Source organism: Bartonella taylorii 8TBB (genome assembly GCF_902825155.1).
In the GTDB taxonomy this organism is placed as follows: domain Bacteria; phylum Pseudomonadota; class Alphaproteobacteria; order Rhizobiales; family Rhizobiaceae; genus Bartonella; species Bartonella taylorii_A.
Map to the genome: position 1 here is coordinate 1 of NZ_CADEAG010000004.1, position 16,590 is coordinate 16,590.

At 42.1% G+C, this 16,590-nt stretch carries 20 protein-coding genes and 2 pseudogenes; 16 read left to right on the forward strand and 6 right to left on the reverse strand.

All coding sequences use genetic code 11. The features are described from left to right. The 4 genes and pseudogenes from J7R13_RS04070 to J7R13_RS04085 form a co-directional block, all read left to right on the forward strand. A pseudogene (locus J7R13_RS04070) lies at nt 1–304 on the forward strand (phage tail protein); the annotation flags it as partial. 1 nt (nt 305) lies between these two features. Next, nucleotides 306–3,578 (forward strand): DUF4815 domain-containing protein, encoded by a 3,273-nt coding sequence (locus J7R13_RS04075; RefSeq protein WP_208437602.1) that lies wholly within the window; start codon nt 306–308, stop codon nt 3,576–3,578. Between the two features lie 13 nt (nt 3,579–3,591). Next, a complete protein-coding gene (locus tag J7R13_RS04080) occupies nt 3,592–4,947 on the forward strand; it encodes a Bgr_08870 family protein (RefSeq protein ID WP_208437603.1) in 1,356 nt (451 codons plus the stop codon). Between the two features lie 170 nt (nt 4,948–5,117). Next, nucleotides 5,118–5,306 carry a hypothetical protein gene (locus tag J7R13_RS04085; protein WP_208434519.1) on the forward strand — a complete coding sequence of 63 codons (189 nt, stop codon included), beginning with the start codon at nt 5,118–5,120 and terminating at the stop codon, nt 5,304–5,306. On the opposite strand, the gene J7R13_RS04090 is transcribed toward J7R13_RS04085, so the two are convergent. Both J7R13_RS04090 and J7R13_RS04095 read right to left on the reverse strand, forming a co-directional pair. Then, nucleotides 5,303–5,659 carry a helix-turn-helix domain-containing protein gene (locus J7R13_RS04090; RefSeq protein ID WP_156851753.1) on the reverse strand — a complete coding sequence of 119 codons (357 nt, stop codon included), beginning with the start codon at nt 5,657–5,659 and terminating at the stop codon, nt 5,303–5,305. The genes J7R13_RS04085 and J7R13_RS04090 overlap by 4 nt on opposite strands. Further along, nucleotides 5,656–5,970 (reverse strand): type II toxin-antitoxin system HigB family toxin, encoded by a 315-nt coding sequence (locus J7R13_RS04095; RefSeq protein WP_208437604.1) that lies wholly within the window; start codon nt 5,968–5,970, stop codon nt 5,656–5,658. The genes J7R13_RS04090 and J7R13_RS04095 overlap by 4 nt, the downstream gene beginning before the upstream one ends. A gap of 164 nt (nt 5,971–6,134) precedes the next feature. Between J7R13_RS04095 and J7R13_RS04100 the strand changes: the two genes are divergently transcribed. The 8 genes from J7R13_RS04100 to J7R13_RS04135 are packed head-to-tail and all read left to right on the forward strand — an operon-like array spanning nt 6,135 to nt 12,625. After that, complete coding sequence (locus tag J7R13_RS04100) at nt 6,135–7,526, forward strand: phage tail sheath subtilisin-like domain-containing protein (RefSeq protein ID WP_208437605.1); 1,392 nt, start codon at nt 6,135–6,137, stop codon at nt 7,524–7,526. Continuing rightward, nucleotides 7,526–8,032 carry a phage major tail tube protein gene (locus tag J7R13_RS04105; protein WP_017196251.1) on the forward strand — a complete coding sequence of 169 codons (507 nt, stop codon included), beginning with the start codon at nt 7,526–7,528 and terminating at the stop codon, nt 8,030–8,032. Before J7R13_RS04100 ends, J7R13_RS04105 begins: the two co-directional genes overlap by 1 nt. A gap of 2 nt (nt 8,033–8,034) precedes the next feature. Beyond that, a complete protein-coding gene (locus J7R13_RS04110; RefSeq protein WP_208433180.1) occupies nt 8,035–8,322 on the forward strand; it encodes a phage tail assembly protein in 288 nt (95 codons plus the stop codon). A 47-nt stretch (nt 8,323–8,369) separates the two neighbouring features. After that, nucleotides 8,370–8,432, forward strand: coding sequence for a hypothetical protein (locus J7R13_RS09920; protein ID WP_234924827.1), 63 nt, complete (start codon nt 8,370–8,372; stop codon nt 8,430–8,432). Next, nucleotides 8,429–10,726 carry a phage tail protein gene (locus J7R13_RS04120; protein ID WP_208437606.1) on the forward strand — a complete coding sequence of 766 codons (2,298 nt, stop codon included), beginning with the start codon at nt 8,429–8,431 and terminating at the stop codon, nt 10,724–10,726. Before J7R13_RS09920 ends, J7R13_RS04120 begins: the two co-directional genes overlap by 4 nt. 5 nt (nt 10,727–10,731) lie before the next feature. Then, nucleotides 10,732–11,112, forward strand: coding sequence for a phage tail protein (locus tag J7R13_RS04125; RefSeq protein WP_208437607.1), 381 nt, complete (start codon nt 10,732–10,734; stop codon nt 11,110–11,112). Further along, a complete protein-coding gene (locus tag J7R13_RS04130) occupies nt 11,109–11,333 on the forward strand; it encodes a tail protein X (protein WP_208437608.1) in 225 nt (74 codons plus the stop codon). The genes J7R13_RS04125 and J7R13_RS04130 overlap by 4 nt, the downstream gene beginning before the upstream one ends. Continuing rightward, entirely contained in the window at nt 11,330–12,625 is a 1,296-nt protein-coding gene (locus J7R13_RS04135; RefSeq protein WP_208437609.1) for a contractile injection system protein, VgrG/Pvc8 family, read from the forward strand. Before J7R13_RS04130 ends, J7R13_RS04135 begins: the two co-directional genes overlap by 4 nt. A gap of 87 nt (nt 12,626–12,712) precedes the next feature. Here J7R13_RS04135 and J7R13_RS04140 read toward each other — a convergent pair whose 3' ends face one another. Together J7R13_RS04140 and J7R13_RS04145 are read right to left on the reverse strand one after the other, a co-directional pair. Then, nucleotides 12,713–13,033 (reverse strand): addiction module antidote protein, encoded by a 321-nt coding sequence (locus J7R13_RS04140; RefSeq protein WP_010705378.1) that lies wholly within the window; start codon nt 13,031–13,033, stop codon nt 12,713–12,715. Further along, nucleotides 13,020–13,322, reverse strand: a complete 303-nt coding sequence (locus J7R13_RS04145; protein WP_208437716.1) for a type II toxin-antitoxin system RelE/ParE family toxin — start codon at nt 13,320–13,322, stop codon at nt 13,020–13,022. Before J7R13_RS04145 ends, J7R13_RS04140 begins: the two co-directional genes overlap by 14 nt. Nucleotides 13,323–13,486: 164 nt before the next feature. On the opposite strand from J7R13_RS04145, the gene J7R13_RS04150 reads away from it, so the two are divergent. From J7R13_RS04150 to J7R13_RS04160, 4 genes are read left to right on the forward strand one after another with little or no spacing between them, the layout of a single operon-like run. Beyond that, nucleotides 13,487–14,149, forward strand: coding sequence for a lysozyme (locus tag J7R13_RS04150; protein ID WP_208437610.1), 663 nt, complete (start codon nt 13,487–13,489; stop codon nt 14,147–14,149). After that, complete coding sequence (locus J7R13_RS04155) at nt 14,146–14,373, forward strand: hypothetical protein (protein ID WP_208433294.1); 228 nt, start codon at nt 14,146–14,148, stop codon at nt 14,371–14,373. Before J7R13_RS04150 ends, J7R13_RS04155 begins: the two co-directional genes overlap by 4 nt. Then, nucleotides 14,306–14,512 carry a hypothetical protein gene (locus J7R13_RS09590; protein WP_246786278.1) on the forward strand — a complete coding sequence of 69 codons (207 nt, stop codon included), beginning with the start codon at nt 14,306–14,308 and terminating at the stop codon, nt 14,510–14,512. Before J7R13_RS04155 ends, J7R13_RS09590 begins: the two co-directional genes overlap by 68 nt. Further along, nucleotides 14,505–14,717 (forward strand): hypothetical protein, encoded by a 213-nt coding sequence (locus J7R13_RS04160; protein ID WP_004858851.1) that lies wholly within the window; start codon nt 14,505–14,507, stop codon nt 14,715–14,717. Before J7R13_RS09590 ends, J7R13_RS04160 begins: the two co-directional genes overlap by 8 nt. Before the next feature lie 173 nt (nt 14,718–14,890). On the opposite strand, the gene J7R13_RS04165 is transcribed toward J7R13_RS04160, so the two are convergent. Together J7R13_RS04165 and J7R13_RS04170 are read right to left on the reverse strand one after the other, a co-directional pair. Continuing rightward, on the reverse strand, nt 14,891–16,042 hold the full coding sequence (locus J7R13_RS04165; protein ID WP_208437611.1) for a tyrosine-type recombinase/integrase: 1,152 nt from the start codon (nt 16,040–16,042) through the stop codon (nt 14,891–14,893). Between the two features lie 315 nt (nt 16,043–16,357). Further along, nucleotides 16,358–16,563: pseudogene (locus tag J7R13_RS04170) on the reverse strand (helix-turn-helix transcriptional regulator). Nucleotides 16,564–16,590: the final 27 nt, after the last annotated feature.

The window sequence follows — 16,590 nt, forward strand, 5'->3', positions numbered from 1 at the left end:
CGAACAGGCTTTGGATGGTGTGTACAGCCATTGTGGCAATCACTATCAGCCCTCCCGGAGGGGCACGGCGCTTCTTGTTGCAGCCCGCACAGACTTTCGCGATGTTGACGGCAAACAAGCAGCATTTGTTTCTGTTCTCGTTCACGGCATTCCCAAACAAGATATCCCCTTTGATATCCCTTTGGGCAAACTTTGGTTGGAGCCTGATGAACTAAGTGGCGGTGTGGAGATACTCAAAACGCCTGTCACTATTCCTTTGCGCGCCGATGTTCGCGAACAATTCAAGATTTTATTGAGGTTTTAACATGAAGCATGAAAGTGGTTTACCCTTTGCAATTGACAGATCTCGCGGCAAAGACGAACAACAAAGCGTTGTCTTTTATGGACAACGTCCCTTTATTCAAGCTGGTGAACTCAACGAGGTTCAAACCATCATAAGGGGACGACATAACCGTTTGGGGCGCCTTGTTGCCAAAGAAGGTGACCGCGTTGAACGCGCCGATGCCTTTGTCAACAAAGAGACAAAGACCGTAACGTTAACGGATGGCAAGATTTATATTGCCGGTGATATCTTTCCAGTCTCTGAAGCTGTACTCAACAATGTTTCCATGATTGGACGCTTGGAAATTGGTGTAAAGCTCCAGAAACAGTGGAGTACACATGAGGATGATCCAGAGCTGTTGGGACAAGTTCCAGGAACCTTGGCAGAAGGAGAACCTGGTGCCGCACGAGAAACAGCAAAACTTGTTTGGGCACTCAAAGAGGATGCTCAAGACGGCACTTTCTTCCCGGTTTATATCTTACAAGATGGTGTTCTGATTGACCAAAAATCACCATCATTACTTGAACCCGCCATGCAAGCTATTGCGACGTACGACCGTGCGCATGGGCATTATATCGTGAGTGGCTGTCGTGTGAGCGCTTTAGGACAAAACAACGGCTGCCAAGTGTTTAGCATTCAAGAGGGAGAAGCCAATATCAATGGCTTTAAACGCAAACGGCTTGCTGCTTTGCGCCATGAAGAACTTGAGGAGTTTTCGACAAGTGTTGTTCCAAGCGAAACTCATATCTTTACACCCCAAAAAGAGGAAACAAGCTCTAAATCTGACATTCAAGCTGGTTCTGCTAACATCATCACCTTCTTGACTGATTTTAATCCGAGTGCCACCATCCATGCCACTCCCGAAGAAACGCATATCTTTGCACCCCAAAAAGGGAAAACAAGCTTTACCTTTAAAACCTATTATGCTCCCATTGCCGATATTCAGTCTCTTTTGTTGACAAAAGAAAAAACCGTTAACGTCACCCGTGGTGCAGTTGCCGCTGGGCGTGATGGTGTTCCTGATAAAAGCATCACCGCATTTATCAAAGTCGTTCAAGGAAGCAAGGAATTTAAAGAAGGCACAGATTTTAAAAAAACAGGAGACACCATTGATTGGGCACCCGTGGGGGATGAACCGCTCCCCGGAAGTAGTTACACGGTCACGTACCGTTATCGCGCTAGCATAAAAGCCGATAAAGTCACAGCACAGGAAATTACTGTCTCAGGTGGTGCTGATGGTGGGGATATTATCGTCAGTTATACTTACAAATTACCGCGCATTGACCGTATAGGTCTCAATACGCAGGGCAATGTGGTTTACATCAAAGGTATCTCGGCAGATCACCCTATGGCACCCAGTGTCCCTGATGATGTGTTATCCCTTGCAACGATCACCAACAATTGGCTTGATATTCCTCTTGTGGTTAATGATGGAACGCGTGTTGCTCCCTATGATGAGATGTGGCGCTATTTTCAACGGGTGCTCTCCCTTGACCGGTTGATGCAATTAGAGCGCATTAAAAGCAATGTGGACTCTAAAGAGCCTGTTGCCAAAAAAGGCATGTTTGCTGATCCCTTTCTTGATGACTCTTACAGAGATGAAGGCTTTCAGCAAACGGGGGCTGTAGGCAATGGCATTTTGCAGCTTGCTATTGATCCAACATTCTACACTGCTCCTTTAAAAGCGCCTGTTACGCTTGACTGGACAAATGAAGTGATCATTGCGCAAGAATTGACAACGGCTTGCGAAAAAATCAACCCCTATCAAAATTTTGCACCCCTCCCTAGTACAGTAACCCTCACCCCCGCAACAGATTTTTGGCATGAACAGCGCACCGATTGGCTCTCTGGTGTCACCAATCAACTGAACATGGGATGGAACCGTGGGAGAACTATCCGTAACACAGAAGTGCATGATGATCTCATCAATGAGACCCAAAAACAAATCGATTTCTTAAGACAAATTACCCTTCACTTTAAAATTGAAGGCTTTGGCAAAGGCGAAATCTTGGAAAGTCTTACCTTTGATGGTGTGAATGTTTTACCAAAAACAAAGCTTGTTGCTAACACCAAAGGCACCCTTGAAGGTACTTTTAAGATTCCTGAAAACATTCCTGCTGGCACAAAAAATGTTGTGGCACGGGGAAAAGGTGGAACCATTGCTACGGGTCTTTTTACTGGGCAAGGCGTGATTGATGTAAAAGTCATGCGACGCACCACAACGGTGCGTATCTGGACACAATTTGACCCACAAGCGCAGGTTTTTACTCCTGATGAAACACGGCAAATCACAGGAATTGACTTTCATCTTTGCAAAATCGGCAAACAAAACCATGATCTGGTGATTGATTTGGTCACTACTGAAAACGGTTATCCAACAGCTGATATTCAAGCACAAAGCTTTTATTCCATGAAGGATGCAAAGCTAGGTTGGGCAGAGGCACGCTATGATGTACCACTGTTAGTTCCCGATGACCGCTTAACGGCTTTTGTCATTAAAACTGATGATGCTGACCATTCCGTCTCATTGGCAAAACTTGGAGATTTTGATGCAGAACACCAGAGATATGTCTCGAGCCACCCTTATGTAACGGGACCACGTTTTTCTTCAGTTAACGCGCAAAGCTGGACAGCCCATCAAAATGAAGCACTGGCGTTTCGTGTGTTGGCGGCCCGCTACACACAAACAGAAAAAACCATTGATCTTGGCACATTTGATCTTGTGGACTGCTCTGATTTACAAATCCGCGCAGCCATTGAATTGCCTTCAAGCGATTGTTCTGTCATCTTTGAAATTGAAAGAAACAATGGCACGGTTTATCAACTCCTTCCCTTTCAATTGCTTAGTCTTACTGAATATATCAGTGAAAAAGTCAAGCTCCGCGCCATTCTCAAAGGGACAGAGAAACTCTCGCCTGTTTTGTTTGCGCCTGTTCAATTGATTGCGGGGAAGATCCATAAGGAAGCCACTTATGTCACGAGGGCTTTTGCCTTTGGGGAAAAGGCAAGGTTAACCAGCTATATCAAAACCTTTTTACCGGGCGGTGCAACCTTCTCACTCGAGATGCAACTGGATGATGGTGCTTTCACCCCTCTCACATTAGACGAAACAGAACAGTTATCCGAGCCGCTTTGGACAGAGCAAAAATTTGTGAGCAGCGACAAAACAGCTAAACAAACGCGCTTAAAACTTACCCTTACTGGTGGATCAGCAGCGCGGTCAATGGTGAGCGATTTTGGCGCTGGCATATTATGATGGGAAAACAGACATGACAAAAACCAAAAAACTCGACATGGAATTGCCTAAAGAAGGACGCTTTATCAGTTCTGAATTCCCAATCTTGCGCGAAAACTTGACGAAAATTGATCAATCAATTTCTGATGTTGAGGAAAAGCTAGACGAAAAAGCACCTTCAAAACACACGCACACAATAAGTGATGTCGCAGATCTTGAAGCAGCCCTTAAGGCCAAGATGGCAGCCGATAAAACCTTCACCTTTGCTGATTTAAGCGATATCGAGGGTGCTAAGGATGCAGCAAATAATTATGTTCTCTATAAATCAAGCAATAATAACTTCACTTTTGGCAGTGCTGTCTCCCTGTTAGGTGCACATCAACATAAAACAGAAGATATTGTTGGATTGGATGAATTTAGAGCCAAGATCAACGAAGATCTGACCAGCTATGGTCGCCTAAAACAAGCCAATGAATGGCAAAGTTATAATAAATTTACCAGCAAAGTCACCATGAGTGATGATTTAGAACTCATAGGCAATTCCTCGTTTAGCCTCACCCATAATGGTGAAGTGGTCACCAGTTTAAGTACAACAGGAAGCTTTCTTAAAGGACCGCTGAAAGTAGATGGAGATCTTGTCTGTGCTAAACCAGAAATAGATGCTCTCCAGCAGGAAATTAAAAAAATCAAAAAAGATTTGATTAATAAACTCATTATTGCCGATGCTGAATTGCTCTATACGCAAGATGGAAAAATTGAATGGCCCGATTGGGTAACGGACCAAACTAGGTTAGAAATTCAAGCATGGGGTGGTGGCGGTAGTGGTGGTGGAGCGAGTACGCCAGGATTAGGCGGAGGGGGTGGCGGCGGCGGTTGTTCAGTATGGTATGGCTATAAAACCAGTTTAAATGGTCATGAAGATATCATAATTGGTAAAGGAGGAGCTTCTGTTTTAGGATGGAATGAAACAGGTAAGTCTGGAGGAACAACAGTTGTTGGAAAGAATTTTATTACCGCTACAGGAGGAAATGGTGGTGGGGGTGCTTATTATAGTATATCAAGGGGAAATACTTATTACTATTCAGGCGCTGGCGGAACTGGGGGCATTGGTAGAAAATTTGGCTTAGTAACAGATGATCTCCTAGGACTTGCCAAAGGCGGAAATGGTTATGCTGGAACGAGTGGAATCACGAGTGAAACAAGTGGTAATGGGGGAAATGCTGGGGGCGATACATCAAGAGGTGGCTCTGGTGAGACAGGACAAGGTTCCCATAGTTCAGGAAAAGCAGGTCGTGGTTTTGGTGGTGGTGGTGCTGGTGCTCATGGTAATTATTATCCAAGCGGTGCTGGAGCTGATGGCGCTGTTCTTATAAGATTATGGAAAGATTAATTACATAACCAAAAATAGCGCAAGTCAAATTCATGCTTGTTGTATCATGGCTTAAGGTTGTAATAGTCTTTTTTTAAGTCCTTTTAAAGGGATTTTTTTGACTGACAGTGTCAGGCTTATGAGAGAGTTTAGATGATTGTTATGGTCTCTTCATTGATTTGGAGAGCAAAATGACAATAGAATTTAAACTTCGTATTCACTTTATTAAGAATGGCAACGGATCTAAGTTTTTAGCAATATTTGATCAGACAGCCGTTGGTATGGTCGTAAAATCCTTGATGTTAACGTGCAAATTTATCCCCTCCATGCGCCTATCCTTCTCTTTACGCATGAGGTGGAGAAAAGAAAAACAAGTCTAAGCTATTAGGCTTTCCAGTGGGATATTAAACTGTTGGTGCAAATTTTTAATCATGCGCAATGTTAATTTTCTTTTACCACTCAATATCTCGTAAACGCGATTTAAATGACCAATCGCAGGAACAAGATCTTTAGCACTTAAGTTCATTTGTTCCATTCTAAATTTAATAGCTTCAATTGGATGAGGAGGAGAAACAGGATAGTGTTCCGCTTCATACGCTTCAATCAACAACACAAGAACCTCCATTTGATCAAATTCTGGAGTATTCTCTTTAGGTTGATTGTCAAACATTGCAGACACAATTTCTAAAGCTTCTTGGTAATCTCTTTCAGTACGAAGTGGTTTGATATTCATTTCTTAAATTCCTTTAGTTCTACAGTATTGGCATCAATCGCATCATACTGTTTATGCGTTCCTATAAATTTTATATAAAGCCAACCTGCCGGATAAAAGATTGAAACAATTAAACGATAGTCATTACCTCTAATATTAAAAACAACACGATTATTTTTTAATATGCTTGCATTTTTATATTTCTCTTTAATGTCATGAGGAGAATGCCATTGTGCATTTTTAGCTTCATCTATCCATGCTTTTAACGGTTGTTCAGCATCAGGATATCGAGCCCAAAAAGTTTGAAGTGTGGAGATTTTAACAATTTTCATAAGTATATCCTGATTTTTATTAGTTGTAGTCCCATTTTGGTACTAAGTCAAGATATTTATAAAAAGAAAGCACTTGTTGAAAACAAACCTTTCTCAAGAGTGGTTTTTGCCCCTCATTTTTCCCCATTCATTTTCATTCACCAATATTTAAAGGAGCATAAAGTATGGCAACAGGTTTTTTACACGGTGTTGAAGTCGTTGAGGTCGACGACGGCACCCGCCCCCTTCGCGCGGTTCAATCCGCAGTTATTGGGATTGTTGGCACGGCGCCCGATGCTGATGAACAAGCCTTTCCTCTTAACACACCGGTTTTGGTTACCGGTTCTCTTTCACAAGCCGCTAAACTGGATAAAACAGGCAAGCGTCAAGGCACCCTACCCAATGCCCTTGACCTGATTTTCAAGCAAGTGGGTGCCATTGTTGTTGTCGTACGTGTGAACGAAGGTGATAATGAAAATGCAACTCTCACCAATGTTCTGGGCGGTGTGAATGCAAATGGCGCTTATGAAGGCGTCCATGCTTTGATCGGAGCACAATCCATTGTGGGACAAACACCACGCATTCTCATCGCTCCAAGCTTTACACACAAACGCCCTATAAGTCTTAGCAAGATTGATGTGACGAACCAAGGCAGTGATTACACTCAAGCAACCGTTAAAATCGAAGGCGGTGCAGAAGCAGAAGCAATCTTGAAAGATGGAAAAGTAACGTCACTTGTCATTAAGGACAGTGGCTTTGATTATCAAACCGCCCCAACTGTGACGATTGAAGGAGATGGCACTGGTGCGACAGCTAAAGCCGAGATCAGCACAACCTCTAATCCAGTAGCGGCAGAACTCATTGGCATTGCTGAACGCCTACGCGCTATTGTGGTGCTTGATGCACCAAACAGCACAGACGAAGCAGCACTCAGCACAGCAAAGGATTTTGATTCAAAGCGCGCCATTATCGTTGACCCTTTTGTAAAGGTAAATCATGATGGAAAAATCGTAGAACAGCCTGCAAGTGCAGCAGTTGCAGGTGTCATTGCTAAAACTGATTTTACACACGGTTTTTGGCATTCTCCTTCAAACAAAGTGATAAATGGCATTGTTGGAACTGCGCGTCCAATTGATTTTTCCATTGGTGATAGATCAAGCCGCGCCAACCTTCTCAATGAACAAAACATCACAACAATTATCCGCGAAAACGGTTATCGCCTTTGGGGCAATCGCACCCTTTCAAGTGATACAAAATTTGCCTTTTTATCCGTGGTACGCACCGCAGATATGATCAATGACGCCATTTTGCGCGGGCATCTATGGGCTGTCGACCGCAATATCAAAAAAACCTACATGCATGACGTAAGTGAAAGCGTCAATGCCTATTTGCGTGATTTAAAAGCACAAGGCGCCATTCTTGGTGGGCGTTGTACGCCTGATCTAGAGTTGAATACAGCAAGCGCTATTGAAGACGGCAGAGTCTATTTCAATGTCGAATTCACACCAACAACACCAGCAGAACACATCACTTTCCGTTCACGCATTGTGAATGATTACTTAGAGGAGATCTTTTAATGACTGTACCAGTTTTACCAAGGGTTCTAAAATATTTTAACATTTTTGTCGACGGCATTCCCTATCAAGCAAAATGTGAAAGCGTAACACTACCAAATTTGAGTTTGGTCGTTGAAAGTTATCGCGGTGGCGGCATGGATAGCTCCATTGAGGTTGATCTTGGTCTTGAAACCCTCATCCTTACCATGACCATTTCTGATTGCTCTCCAGAGTTAATGGCACTGTTGGGACGGTCTGATGTTGACATCTCATTGAGAAGTTCGATGCAAGCCCAAGGCACACCCGCAGAAGGTGTTGTCATCACCATGAGAGGGATATGCAAAGGCTTTGAAATGGCAGAATGGCAACCAGGAAGCAAAGCAACATCCACAGCGACCTTCACATTGCAGTATTTCAAATATGTCCAGAAAGATATGGAAATTGTTGAGATAGATGTCCTTAACTTGGTGAGAAAATTCAATGGCGTTAATCAATTAGCAGACCATAGAGCAAATATAGGATTATAAAAATGACAGTGCAAACAAGCATTACACATAAATTACTTATACCTGTTACATTTGAAGGAAAAGAACACACCGAAATCACCTTACGGCGCCCCAAAACAAAAGATGTGCAAGCAATCGATAAGAAGGAAGGCGTTGAACAAACAATCGCTATGGTTTCGCGCCTTTCTGAATGGCCACATGAGGCTGTTGGTGAACTCGATATTGATGACTTATCAAGCATTGGGGAAATTTTGGAGTCTTTTATCAAGCGGCGGGACACCTCGACTGGGAAACCGCCGCAAAACTCATAGCCGATATTGCCATTGTTTTTCATTGGTCCCTTTCGGACATGATGGAAATGGAACCGCAAGAGTTAATATTCTGGCGAAAACAAGCAGCAGAAAGGTATAAGACAAAATGAGTGAAAAAGTTGCTGATGCAAAGGTGAAGTTGTCTCTTGAAGATAAACTCACTGCACCTCTTAAACATCTTCAAAAAAAATTCGATACATTGTCAAAAACACTCTCGCATAGATTGAGTATTCCTCGCTTTTCTGCTGCCGTCAAAAACATGACAAAAAGCCTTCATGGCGTTCAAGGCGCCCTTGGCACAGCAGCAAGCCGCGCTTCAGTTTTTACTGGTGTTTTAGGGCTTGCTGGTGGTGGTCTTGTGGCAAGTGTAGCCGCCCTCACCATGAAAACCATGCATCTGGGGGACAGTCTTCATCACGCATCACGACATTTGGGGATGAGTGTTGCATCGCTTCAATTATGGGGCGATGCAGCCGATAATTCAGGATATTCTGCTGAACTTTTTCAACAATCTCTAGCAACTTTAAATAGGCGTTCAGCACAAGCCTATGCTGGACAAAAAAGAGGCATTATGGGCTTTGAAGCACTTGGCATTTCTGTCAAAAATGCTTCTGGAAAACTCAAATCAAATTCGGCTTTGTTAGAAGAAATTACCGACAAGATGAGTAAGATGAAAAATCAAGCGCAAAGACAGCATATTGCTGCTCTGCTGTTTGGTGGTGATGGCAAGGAAATGGCCGCCATGCTTGCGCAAGGAATGGCGCCAATCAAAGAGCTCTTTGCAAAGGCGCGAAAAGGAAAATGGCTGATAGGTGCCGATGTCGCACGCTATGCAGCGGACTTAAGTGACAAAATGGGAGCCTTTAAGAAAAAAATAGGCGGTATCGCGAGCTTTATTGGCGCGCGTTTCATGCCCGTCATCAATGACATGATTGACGGTTTTTCTCGCCTGATTGATGAAAACCGCGACCTCATTCAAACAACCGTTGCGAGCTGGGCGAAAACCTTAAAAAAAGCCCTGAAGGATTTGCTTAATCCTACCTCCGATTTAAGAAAAGGCATCAGTGATCTTACAGAGAGAATTAAAGGCTGGTTTCGCTGGCTAGAGCCTTTGGTTGGTGAAATAACCCTCTTTAAGGTAGGGCTTGTGGCACTTGGTTCATTCATTTTTGGTCCACTCATTGCCGCATTAGCCGCTGCTGGAGCAGCGTTTGTCACACTTGGCTATACTATAATGACGACACCTATCGGGTGGATACTTGGTGGCATCGCAGCACTTGTTGGAGCCGGATATCTGCTTTACAAAAATTGGGACAAAATCAATGGCTGGCTGCTTACATCACTAGCCATAGTAAGCGCAGTTTTTATCAGGCTTGCTTTCGCTCTTTCAGGACCAGTGCTTTCAGCCTTCGCTTCCGTTGGTTCTAAAATTACCGGTCTGGCTGCAAATCTTGGAAAATCCCTGCTCTCAAAAATAATCGCAGCAGATAAAGCTTTTATTAGATTTTCTGCTACTCTAGGAAGATCACTACTTTCAGCATTAGCCTCAGCTGCTTCTGCAGTTGCCAGTCTTGCTTTAACTCTTGTAGGGACACTGATTTCGGCAATAACGGCCGTTAGTTCTGCTTTTATATCGCTTGGTATCGCAATCATGACCACACCTATCGGCTGGATCGCTGGCGGCATAGCAGCCCTTGTTGGAGTTGGATATCTGCTCTACAAAAATTGGGATACGGTAGTAAGCTTCATAAGCAACTTGTGGAATTCTTTTGCGAGCTTATGTAGTAACGTTTTCAATAACCTCTTGACGCTCTTTAAAAACTTTTCACCACTTTCTTGGATTTCGAAAAAAATCAATGAACTCATTGAATGGCTGTTTGGTATCGATTTAATGGAAGTAGGCTCAAATCTTATTAATGGACTTTGGGACGGCATCAAAAGCAAATGGAATGCTCTGTCTGATTGGCTCAGCGGCATGATAAGCAAATTAACCAGCTGGATGCCTAATTGGATGAAAGAAAAGCTAGGCTTTAATGTTTCAATCAACAAAACTTCAACCCAGACCATTAAAACCTTTACCAATGAAACCAATGTACGGGCAAAAAGAATGCTGGATACAGCAGTGGTTACAAATACCCCACCTGAAAAACGCAAGAGTGGTTTTAATACAAGTGTCGTTGAAACAGGACAAATGCAGGCAACAAATAAAGTGGGTGCCTTTAAAGCTCCAAAGCCCATTACGGTTCACAAGCCTGTTGAAGTAGACGCCCGTGTAACCATTACAAATCTCAATATTTCAGTACCAAATGGTCTCAAGGACGAAATCAGAGACGCTGTCAATCAAGCACTTGAACGCTATGCAAAACAGCAACGTTTAGCCATAGCCTCTAGCCTTTCGGATTAAATACCATGATGTTAGCTTTGGGCGGTTTTATTTTTTCCATTGAAACAGCAGCTTATCAAACACTTGATATGTCTTATGGGGTTCCATGGGTAGAGCAAGGGCGATTGGGGCGAAAGGCAGCTCTTCAATTGCCTTCTGTTGCAAATGCGGAATTTTCTTTAGCAGGCGTGATTTATCCAGATTTCAAAGGTGGTCACAGACAGCTCGAATATTTACGACAAATAGCACATATGGGACCTCACATTCTTGTGACCGGTCAAGGCAAAATCTTAGGTAAGTTTGTCATTCTTTCCGTAGAGGAAAAGCAAAGCGTTTTTCATCATAATGGCACCCCCAAAAAACAAGAATTTACAATAAAGTTGAGAGAATATGGTGAAGACCTATGAGTGATTTTTACAGGACTAAAGATGGCGATATGGTGGATGCCATTTGCTGGAAATACTATGCCAAAGGTCAACAAGCACTTGCTGTTGAACGCGTCTATGCGGCTAATTTGGGGCTTGCAGACTATGGACCCATTTTAAAAGCAGGTATTACGATACTCTTGCCGTCTCTCCCCTATCCTAAAGCCACACCAGTGATCAGAATTTGGGGCAGTAAGAGATGAAACCTTTTTGCACGGTTTTGACAAATGGAGAAGACATCACAAAAACCCTCATGGACTATGTTTTATCGATTGAAATTACTGATGAGGCAGAAGACAAAAGCGACCGTATCACCATAGAGCTTGATGACCGTGCACGTGACAGTGATAATGGCTTTCTTGATATTCCCCTTATCGGGACAGTTATTTCCATAACACTTGGCTATGAAGGCGGGAAAAACCGCGATATGGGAGCCTATCTGATAGACGAAATTTCTGTAAGCAGCCCACCACAAAGCTTAAGTGTGACAGGACGCGCCGCCTCCATGAATACATCCTACAGAACCCCAAAAAGCCAATCCTATCACCAGCAAACCCTTGGCAGTATTGTTCAAGAGATAGCAGAGCGTAATGGCTATACAGCAAAGGTTGATCCTTCTCTTGCAAAAATCGTTGTGCGTCATATTGACCAAACATCGGAAAGTGATATGGCTTTTGCTGCACGCCTTGCAGAAGAATATGATGCGGTAGCAAAGCCCGTTGATGGCAAACTTGTGCTCGCCAAACGGGGTGAAGGCAAAGCCATCACCGGTGAAACACTCCCTATTGTTGTTATTCATGAAAAACATTGCACTTCTTGGGATTTTAAATACAGCGCACGGGATGAAGCAGGTGCAGCCAATGGCTTAGAAACGGATGTGGGGGACGACCAAAAAGCTGCAGCTGATGCACGAGAACCAGAAGAGATTGATGATGATGAAAACTTTATCCATATGGATGACAGTGATCGAGCAGCACCCTCATCATCTGAATCGGAAAAGCAAGAAGAAGACAAAGAGGAAAAAGGCGGTGTTCTCGCAACCTATCATGATATCCGCAGTGGTGAAAAAAAAGAAGTCAAAGTTGGTAATCCGCCGTTTCACGAACTCAAATATACCTACCATAACCAATCAGAGGCTGTTGCGGCCATTGCCGCTTATCGCAATAAGTCATCACGCGGTAAATCTTCTTTCTCATGTGATATTGGTGGTGATCCCTTTGTGCAAGCAGAAGCAAAGCTTGTTCAAGAGCCGCCTTTCCGCCCCTATATTCCGGCAGAATGGCGCATCAAAAGCGTTAAGCACAAACTTGATAAAACGGGCGGTTACACCACAAAAATAGAGTGCGAACTTTTTGATAAAGCGCAAGAAGATGCGGCTGGAAACGTTGCAAACACAACACCAGACAAAGATGATACCCTTGATCCAAACGCTCCACCCGATGCATTATACAATGAAGGCGATGGCGTTATTCATATGGATGAGGAGGATACATGATAGGTTATAAACCAGATTTAGAGCTCCCATTAAAAAGGTTGCTTAAGTAAAAAGCCCCCTTCCCCATCTTTAAAAGTGGGAAGCAGGTCAAGATGCTTCTTCTAAAGCTGCTTGTTCCTTACAATTATTTTGGATAGGCGCTAAACTAATCTGTAAATTTAAAGCACTCAAAACGCTGAGAAAAGTAGAAAGCCGTGGATCGCCTTTATCACTTAAAGAACGATAGAGAGACTCTCTTGATAACCCTGTATTTTGGGCGATTTTACTCATTCCTTGGTTTTTCGCTATTATACCAAGAGCATGGGCAAGATACTTACTATCTTTGCTTTCAAGAGCATCTTCTAAAAGAATCCTTTGTGTCTCAGGTGTCTTGAAATATTCACTTGTGTCAAATTTAGTGATTTCCATGTTTCATTTCCTTTACTAATTGAAGAGCTTTTTCGATATCTTTTTGTTGTGTAGATTTATCACCCGCATTTAATAACAAAATGATTTGTTTACCTTGTTTTACAAAATAGATTCTATAGCCAGGACCATGATGTATTTTTAACTCTCCAATTCCACGGAAAAATTTTACATTTCCAAGAAATCCCGTTTCTATTCTTGCTATCCGTTTAACAATATGCGCTTGCACAATCTCATCTTTTAAAGAATCTAGCCATTTTATAAAATACTCTGTTTTGTATACTGTAAACATTTGTAACTTATAAGATACAATCATTACAATGTCAAAGACATTCTTTTGTTCCAATGAAAAAGCTACATGAGTTTTAACAAGCCATCCTTTCGAATGGAAAAGAAGTTCATTTTTAATATTTACGCATCCCCACCTTGTGTGGGGATTTTTTTATGGAGAAGCATATGCGAAAAATATCATCAGAAGGGCTAGCTCTTATCAAGCAATGGGAGGGCTTGCGTTTAAACGCCTACAAAGATGCCATTGGTGTGTGGACAATAGGTTATGGACATACAAACACTGCTGGAAAGCCTTTTGTTTATGAAGGTATGACAATCACGGAAAAGCAAGCAGAAGAACTTCTTCGCCAAGATTTGCAACAATTTGAAAATACTATTGAACGCGCTGTTACAGTTTCATTAACGAATGAACAATTCGCGGCGTTAGTGTCCTTTTGTTATAATGTAGGAACAGATGCATTTTGTAACTCGACACTGTTAAAAAAGCTCAATCAAGGTGAATATGAAGCTGTCCCTGCAGAGCTACAGAAATGGACCAAAGCAGGCGGGAAGCGTCTTGAAGGTCTAGCACACCGGCGTGCTGCAGAAACAGGCTTATGGGCTAAAGGGGCTTATGTTTCCTCCAATTATCAAACAGTAGAAACAAAAGCACCAACGGGGGTTTTCAAAGCAGAAGCTCTTGCACCGATTATTGGTTCTTTTTCAGGTCTTGGCGGTTTGTTAGCAGGCAATGGCCCCATCCAATGGGCTTTGGCAACCATTATGATTTTAGCCGCATGTGCTGGTATTTTCTTTGTTGCTAAACGCTTTCAGGAGCATCGTCTATGATCTTATGGATAAAAAGAAATCTGATGCTAACAGGTGCGGTTTTAGCCGCTTTTTTTATTGCATTAGCAAGAGCCTTTACCCTTGGAAAAAAGGTTGAACAGAAAAAGCAAACAGAAAAGGCTTTAAAAGCAGCAACAACACGACTGGAGGTGGAAAATGAAATTAATCAAAAAAGTGATGCTGATGTGCGTGCTGCTCTCTCTGATTGGTTGCGCGACAAATAAATATAGCTCTTCTTGTGTCGGTTGGTTGCCCATTTATTTAAAACAGCAAGATCTGAACACCATCAGTTCCAATTTAGCAAGAGAAATCTTAAAGCACAATAAACAAGGTGAACACGTGTGTGGGTGGAAACATGGCTAGAAAAAGAACAAAAGACGATACAGAACTTACAGAAGCAGAAAAAGAAATCCTTCAGGAAATCATCATGACCTATAAAAGTGTGAAAGTGATGTCGCGTTATACGAAATGGATTGTATTCATTATACTCTTATTAGCACTTGATTTTTCACGTATCATGGATGCGTTTGTAAGTATTTTTACACAAAAACCAAATATCCGACTCTAAACATACTCTGAGACGCGCGAAATTCTTTAGAAAATGGTTTCTTAATTTTGCTCGTCTCATGGAGGCTATCAATAATAGCTTTGTACATTTAAAACTGTTATTTTCACAGAATTAGATATATCAAATTTCTCTTCAAAATAGCTAAAAACACTGCAGAGGTAATTGTAAAAATTCTATCCTATTATAAATGAAGCCCACTGTTCCAAGAGAACATGTCGTTGTTCTAAAAAATCTGTCCGCATATAAGCTTTCGTCACTGAACTCCCAACTGTATGTGCAAGAACAGTTTCTGCAATCTCAAACGGTGTTGACGTTGTCTCTGCTATCCAATCCCGTAAGCTTGAACGAAAACCATGTGGACGATAAGTCAAACCGCAAAGTGTCATATATTTTGCCATGGTAGCATCCGAAATCGGTTTGCCTTTAAGACCAGAAAAGAGAAAACCATCCTTTTCAAAGGGAAGAGTTTTTTCAATAACTCTCAAAGCTTCACCACTTAGTGGCACGCGAAAGTCTGAAACCTTCCCTACAATACCTTTCATGTTTTCTTTTGGTATCGTCCATATATTTTTGTCAATTTGTTCAAGGCGTAAATAGCGCAATGGATATGATCGTGCTCCTGTCAAAATCAATAATTTCAGTGCTAAATTTGAAAGGATCTTATCATCCAAGCTTTGATAAAAAACCGGCACTTCTTGCCATGGCATAGCAGGAATATTTGTTGATGTCGCACGTGGTTTTCCTAAAAGCGCGCGTGCCTTCATACAAGCCTGTAGATCAACATCTAAACCAAGAGCCGCAGCATATTTCAAGCAAATGTTAATACGATTAAGTGCTTTTCTTGCCGTATCTGCTTTTTCATGCCAAAGGGGTGAGAGAACATTGCGAATGATATTTGCTGTTAATTGTTCTATAGGCAAATTCCCTATGTGTGGGATAACATGTAACTCCAGCGGAGAAAACCAACGCCCATTTTTTCCTTCATTTTTTAACTCAGCTTTTTTACTTTCAAAAGCTGCCTGCGCAATTTCTTTAAACATATTGCTTTGCTGTTTTAAAATAGTTTGTTCTCGAAAGACAATAGGATCATTGCCTTCTTTAAGAATATCACTATAGTATCTTACAAGTTCTCGTGCTTCTTTTAAAGAAAGTCTTGCAACAGGACCAAGTCCCATTTCACGGCGCTTATTGTGGTGCGTATAGCGAAAAAACCAAGAGCGTGTATTGTCTTTTCGAACATTTAACCATAGCCCTGCTCCATCACAATATTTACCCTGCGGAGACGACTTTACGAATGATGCTGATAACCGATGAATCGCCCTCACTTAACGTCCCCTCTCGTCCACCTTTTCAGGCATTGCTCGTCCACCTTTTTTGGACCACCTTTTAGACCACCTTAAATTTTTGATTTGAGATTTTTTCTTTAATACTTAATTTTTTTATTGAATCATAAAAAGCTATAGACATCAATACGTCCTTGTACATATTTACGTAATTTGATTCTTGCTAACAAAGCCTAGTTCGCCCTCTGGGGGCACCGTTTTTTGTTTTTAACATATTGAAATACATAGATTTTTTTCTTTAAAGAGCTGTTTTTAGAGCATCTTTTAGACCACCCTTTACGATTTATAAAACTTTATCTAATTTACTCCTATTTGCTCCTTATTTTTCTTTGGAGTGAATGCTAAGATCTCTTTCTTTCTCCCCTCACTGCTCTCCCTAGCTTATATGGCTCCAAAAATACCCCCCCTGAAGCACCCAATTACGAATCGTTGCGGTTTGATACACTAAAAAGCTGTGCACACTCACGTGTCGTTACATATCTATTGCCATCATCAAATATCATCTCATTACCTTTCTCTTTTTTTATGTT

Bases quoted from the DNA above. Each gene is read 5' to 3' on its own strand.
- J7R13_RS04075 (WP_208437602.1), top strand. From the start codon at position 306: ATGAAGCATGAAAGTGGTTTACCCTTTGCAATTGACAGATCTCGCGGC.
- J7R13_RS04080 (WP_208437603.1), top strand. From the start codon at position 3,592: ATGACAAAAACCAAAAAACTCGACATGGAATTGCCTAAAGAAGGACGC.
- J7R13_RS04085 (WP_208434519.1), top strand. From the start codon at position 5,118: ATGACAATAGAATTTAAACTTCGTATTCACTTTATTAAGAATGGCAAC.
- J7R13_RS04090 (WP_156851753.1), bottom strand. From the start codon at position 5,659: ATGAATATCAAACCACTTCGTACTGAAAGAGATTACCAAGAAGCTTTA.
- J7R13_RS04095 (WP_208437604.1), bottom strand. From the start codon at position 5,970: ATGAAAATTGTTAAAATCTCCACACTTCAAACTTTTTGGGCTCGATAT.
- J7R13_RS04100 (WP_208437605.1), top strand. From the start codon at position 6,135: ATGGCAACAGGTTTTTTACACGGTGTTGAAGTCGTTGAGGTCGACGAC.
- J7R13_RS04105 (WP_017196251.1), top strand. From the start codon at position 7,526: ATGACTGTACCAGTTTTACCAAGGGTTCTAAAATATTTTAACATTTTT.
- J7R13_RS04110 (WP_208433180.1), top strand. From the start codon at position 8,035: ATGACAGTGCAAACAAGCATTACACATAAATTACTTATACCTGTTACA.
- J7R13_RS04120 (WP_208437606.1), top strand. From the start codon at position 8,429: ATGAGTGAAAAAGTTGCTGATGCAAAGGTGAAGTTGTCTCTTGAAGAT.
- J7R13_RS04125 (WP_208437607.1), top strand. From the start codon at position 10,732: ATGATGTTAGCTTTGGGCGGTTTTATTTTTTCCATTGAAACAGCAGCT.
- J7R13_RS04130 (WP_208437608.1), top strand. From the start codon at position 11,109: ATGAGTGATTTTTACAGGACTAAAGATGGCGATATGGTGGATGCCATT.
- J7R13_RS04135 (WP_208437609.1), top strand. From the start codon at position 11,330: ATGAAACCTTTTTGCACGGTTTTGACAAATGGAGAAGACATCACAAAA.
- J7R13_RS04140 (WP_010705378.1), bottom strand. From the start codon at position 13,033: ATGGAAATCACTAAATTTGACACAAGTGAATATTTCAAGACACCTGAG.
- J7R13_RS04145 (WP_208437716.1), bottom strand. From the start codon at position 13,322: ATGTTTACAGTATACAAAACAGAGTATTTTATAAAATGGCTAGATTCT.
- J7R13_RS04150 (WP_208437610.1), top strand. From the start codon at position 13,487: ATGCGAAAAATATCATCAGAAGGGCTAGCTCTTATCAAGCAATGGGAG.
- J7R13_RS04155 (WP_208433294.1), top strand. From the start codon at position 14,146: ATGATCTTATGGATAAAAAGAAATCTGATGCTAACAGGTGCGGTTTTA.
- J7R13_RS09590 (WP_246786278.1), top strand. From the start codon at position 14,306: ATGAAATTAATCAAAAAAGTGATGCTGATGTGCGTGCTGCTCTCTCTG.
- J7R13_RS04160 (WP_004858851.1), top strand. From the start codon at position 14,505: ATGGCTAGAAAAAGAACAAAAGACGATACAGAACTTACAGAAGCAGAA.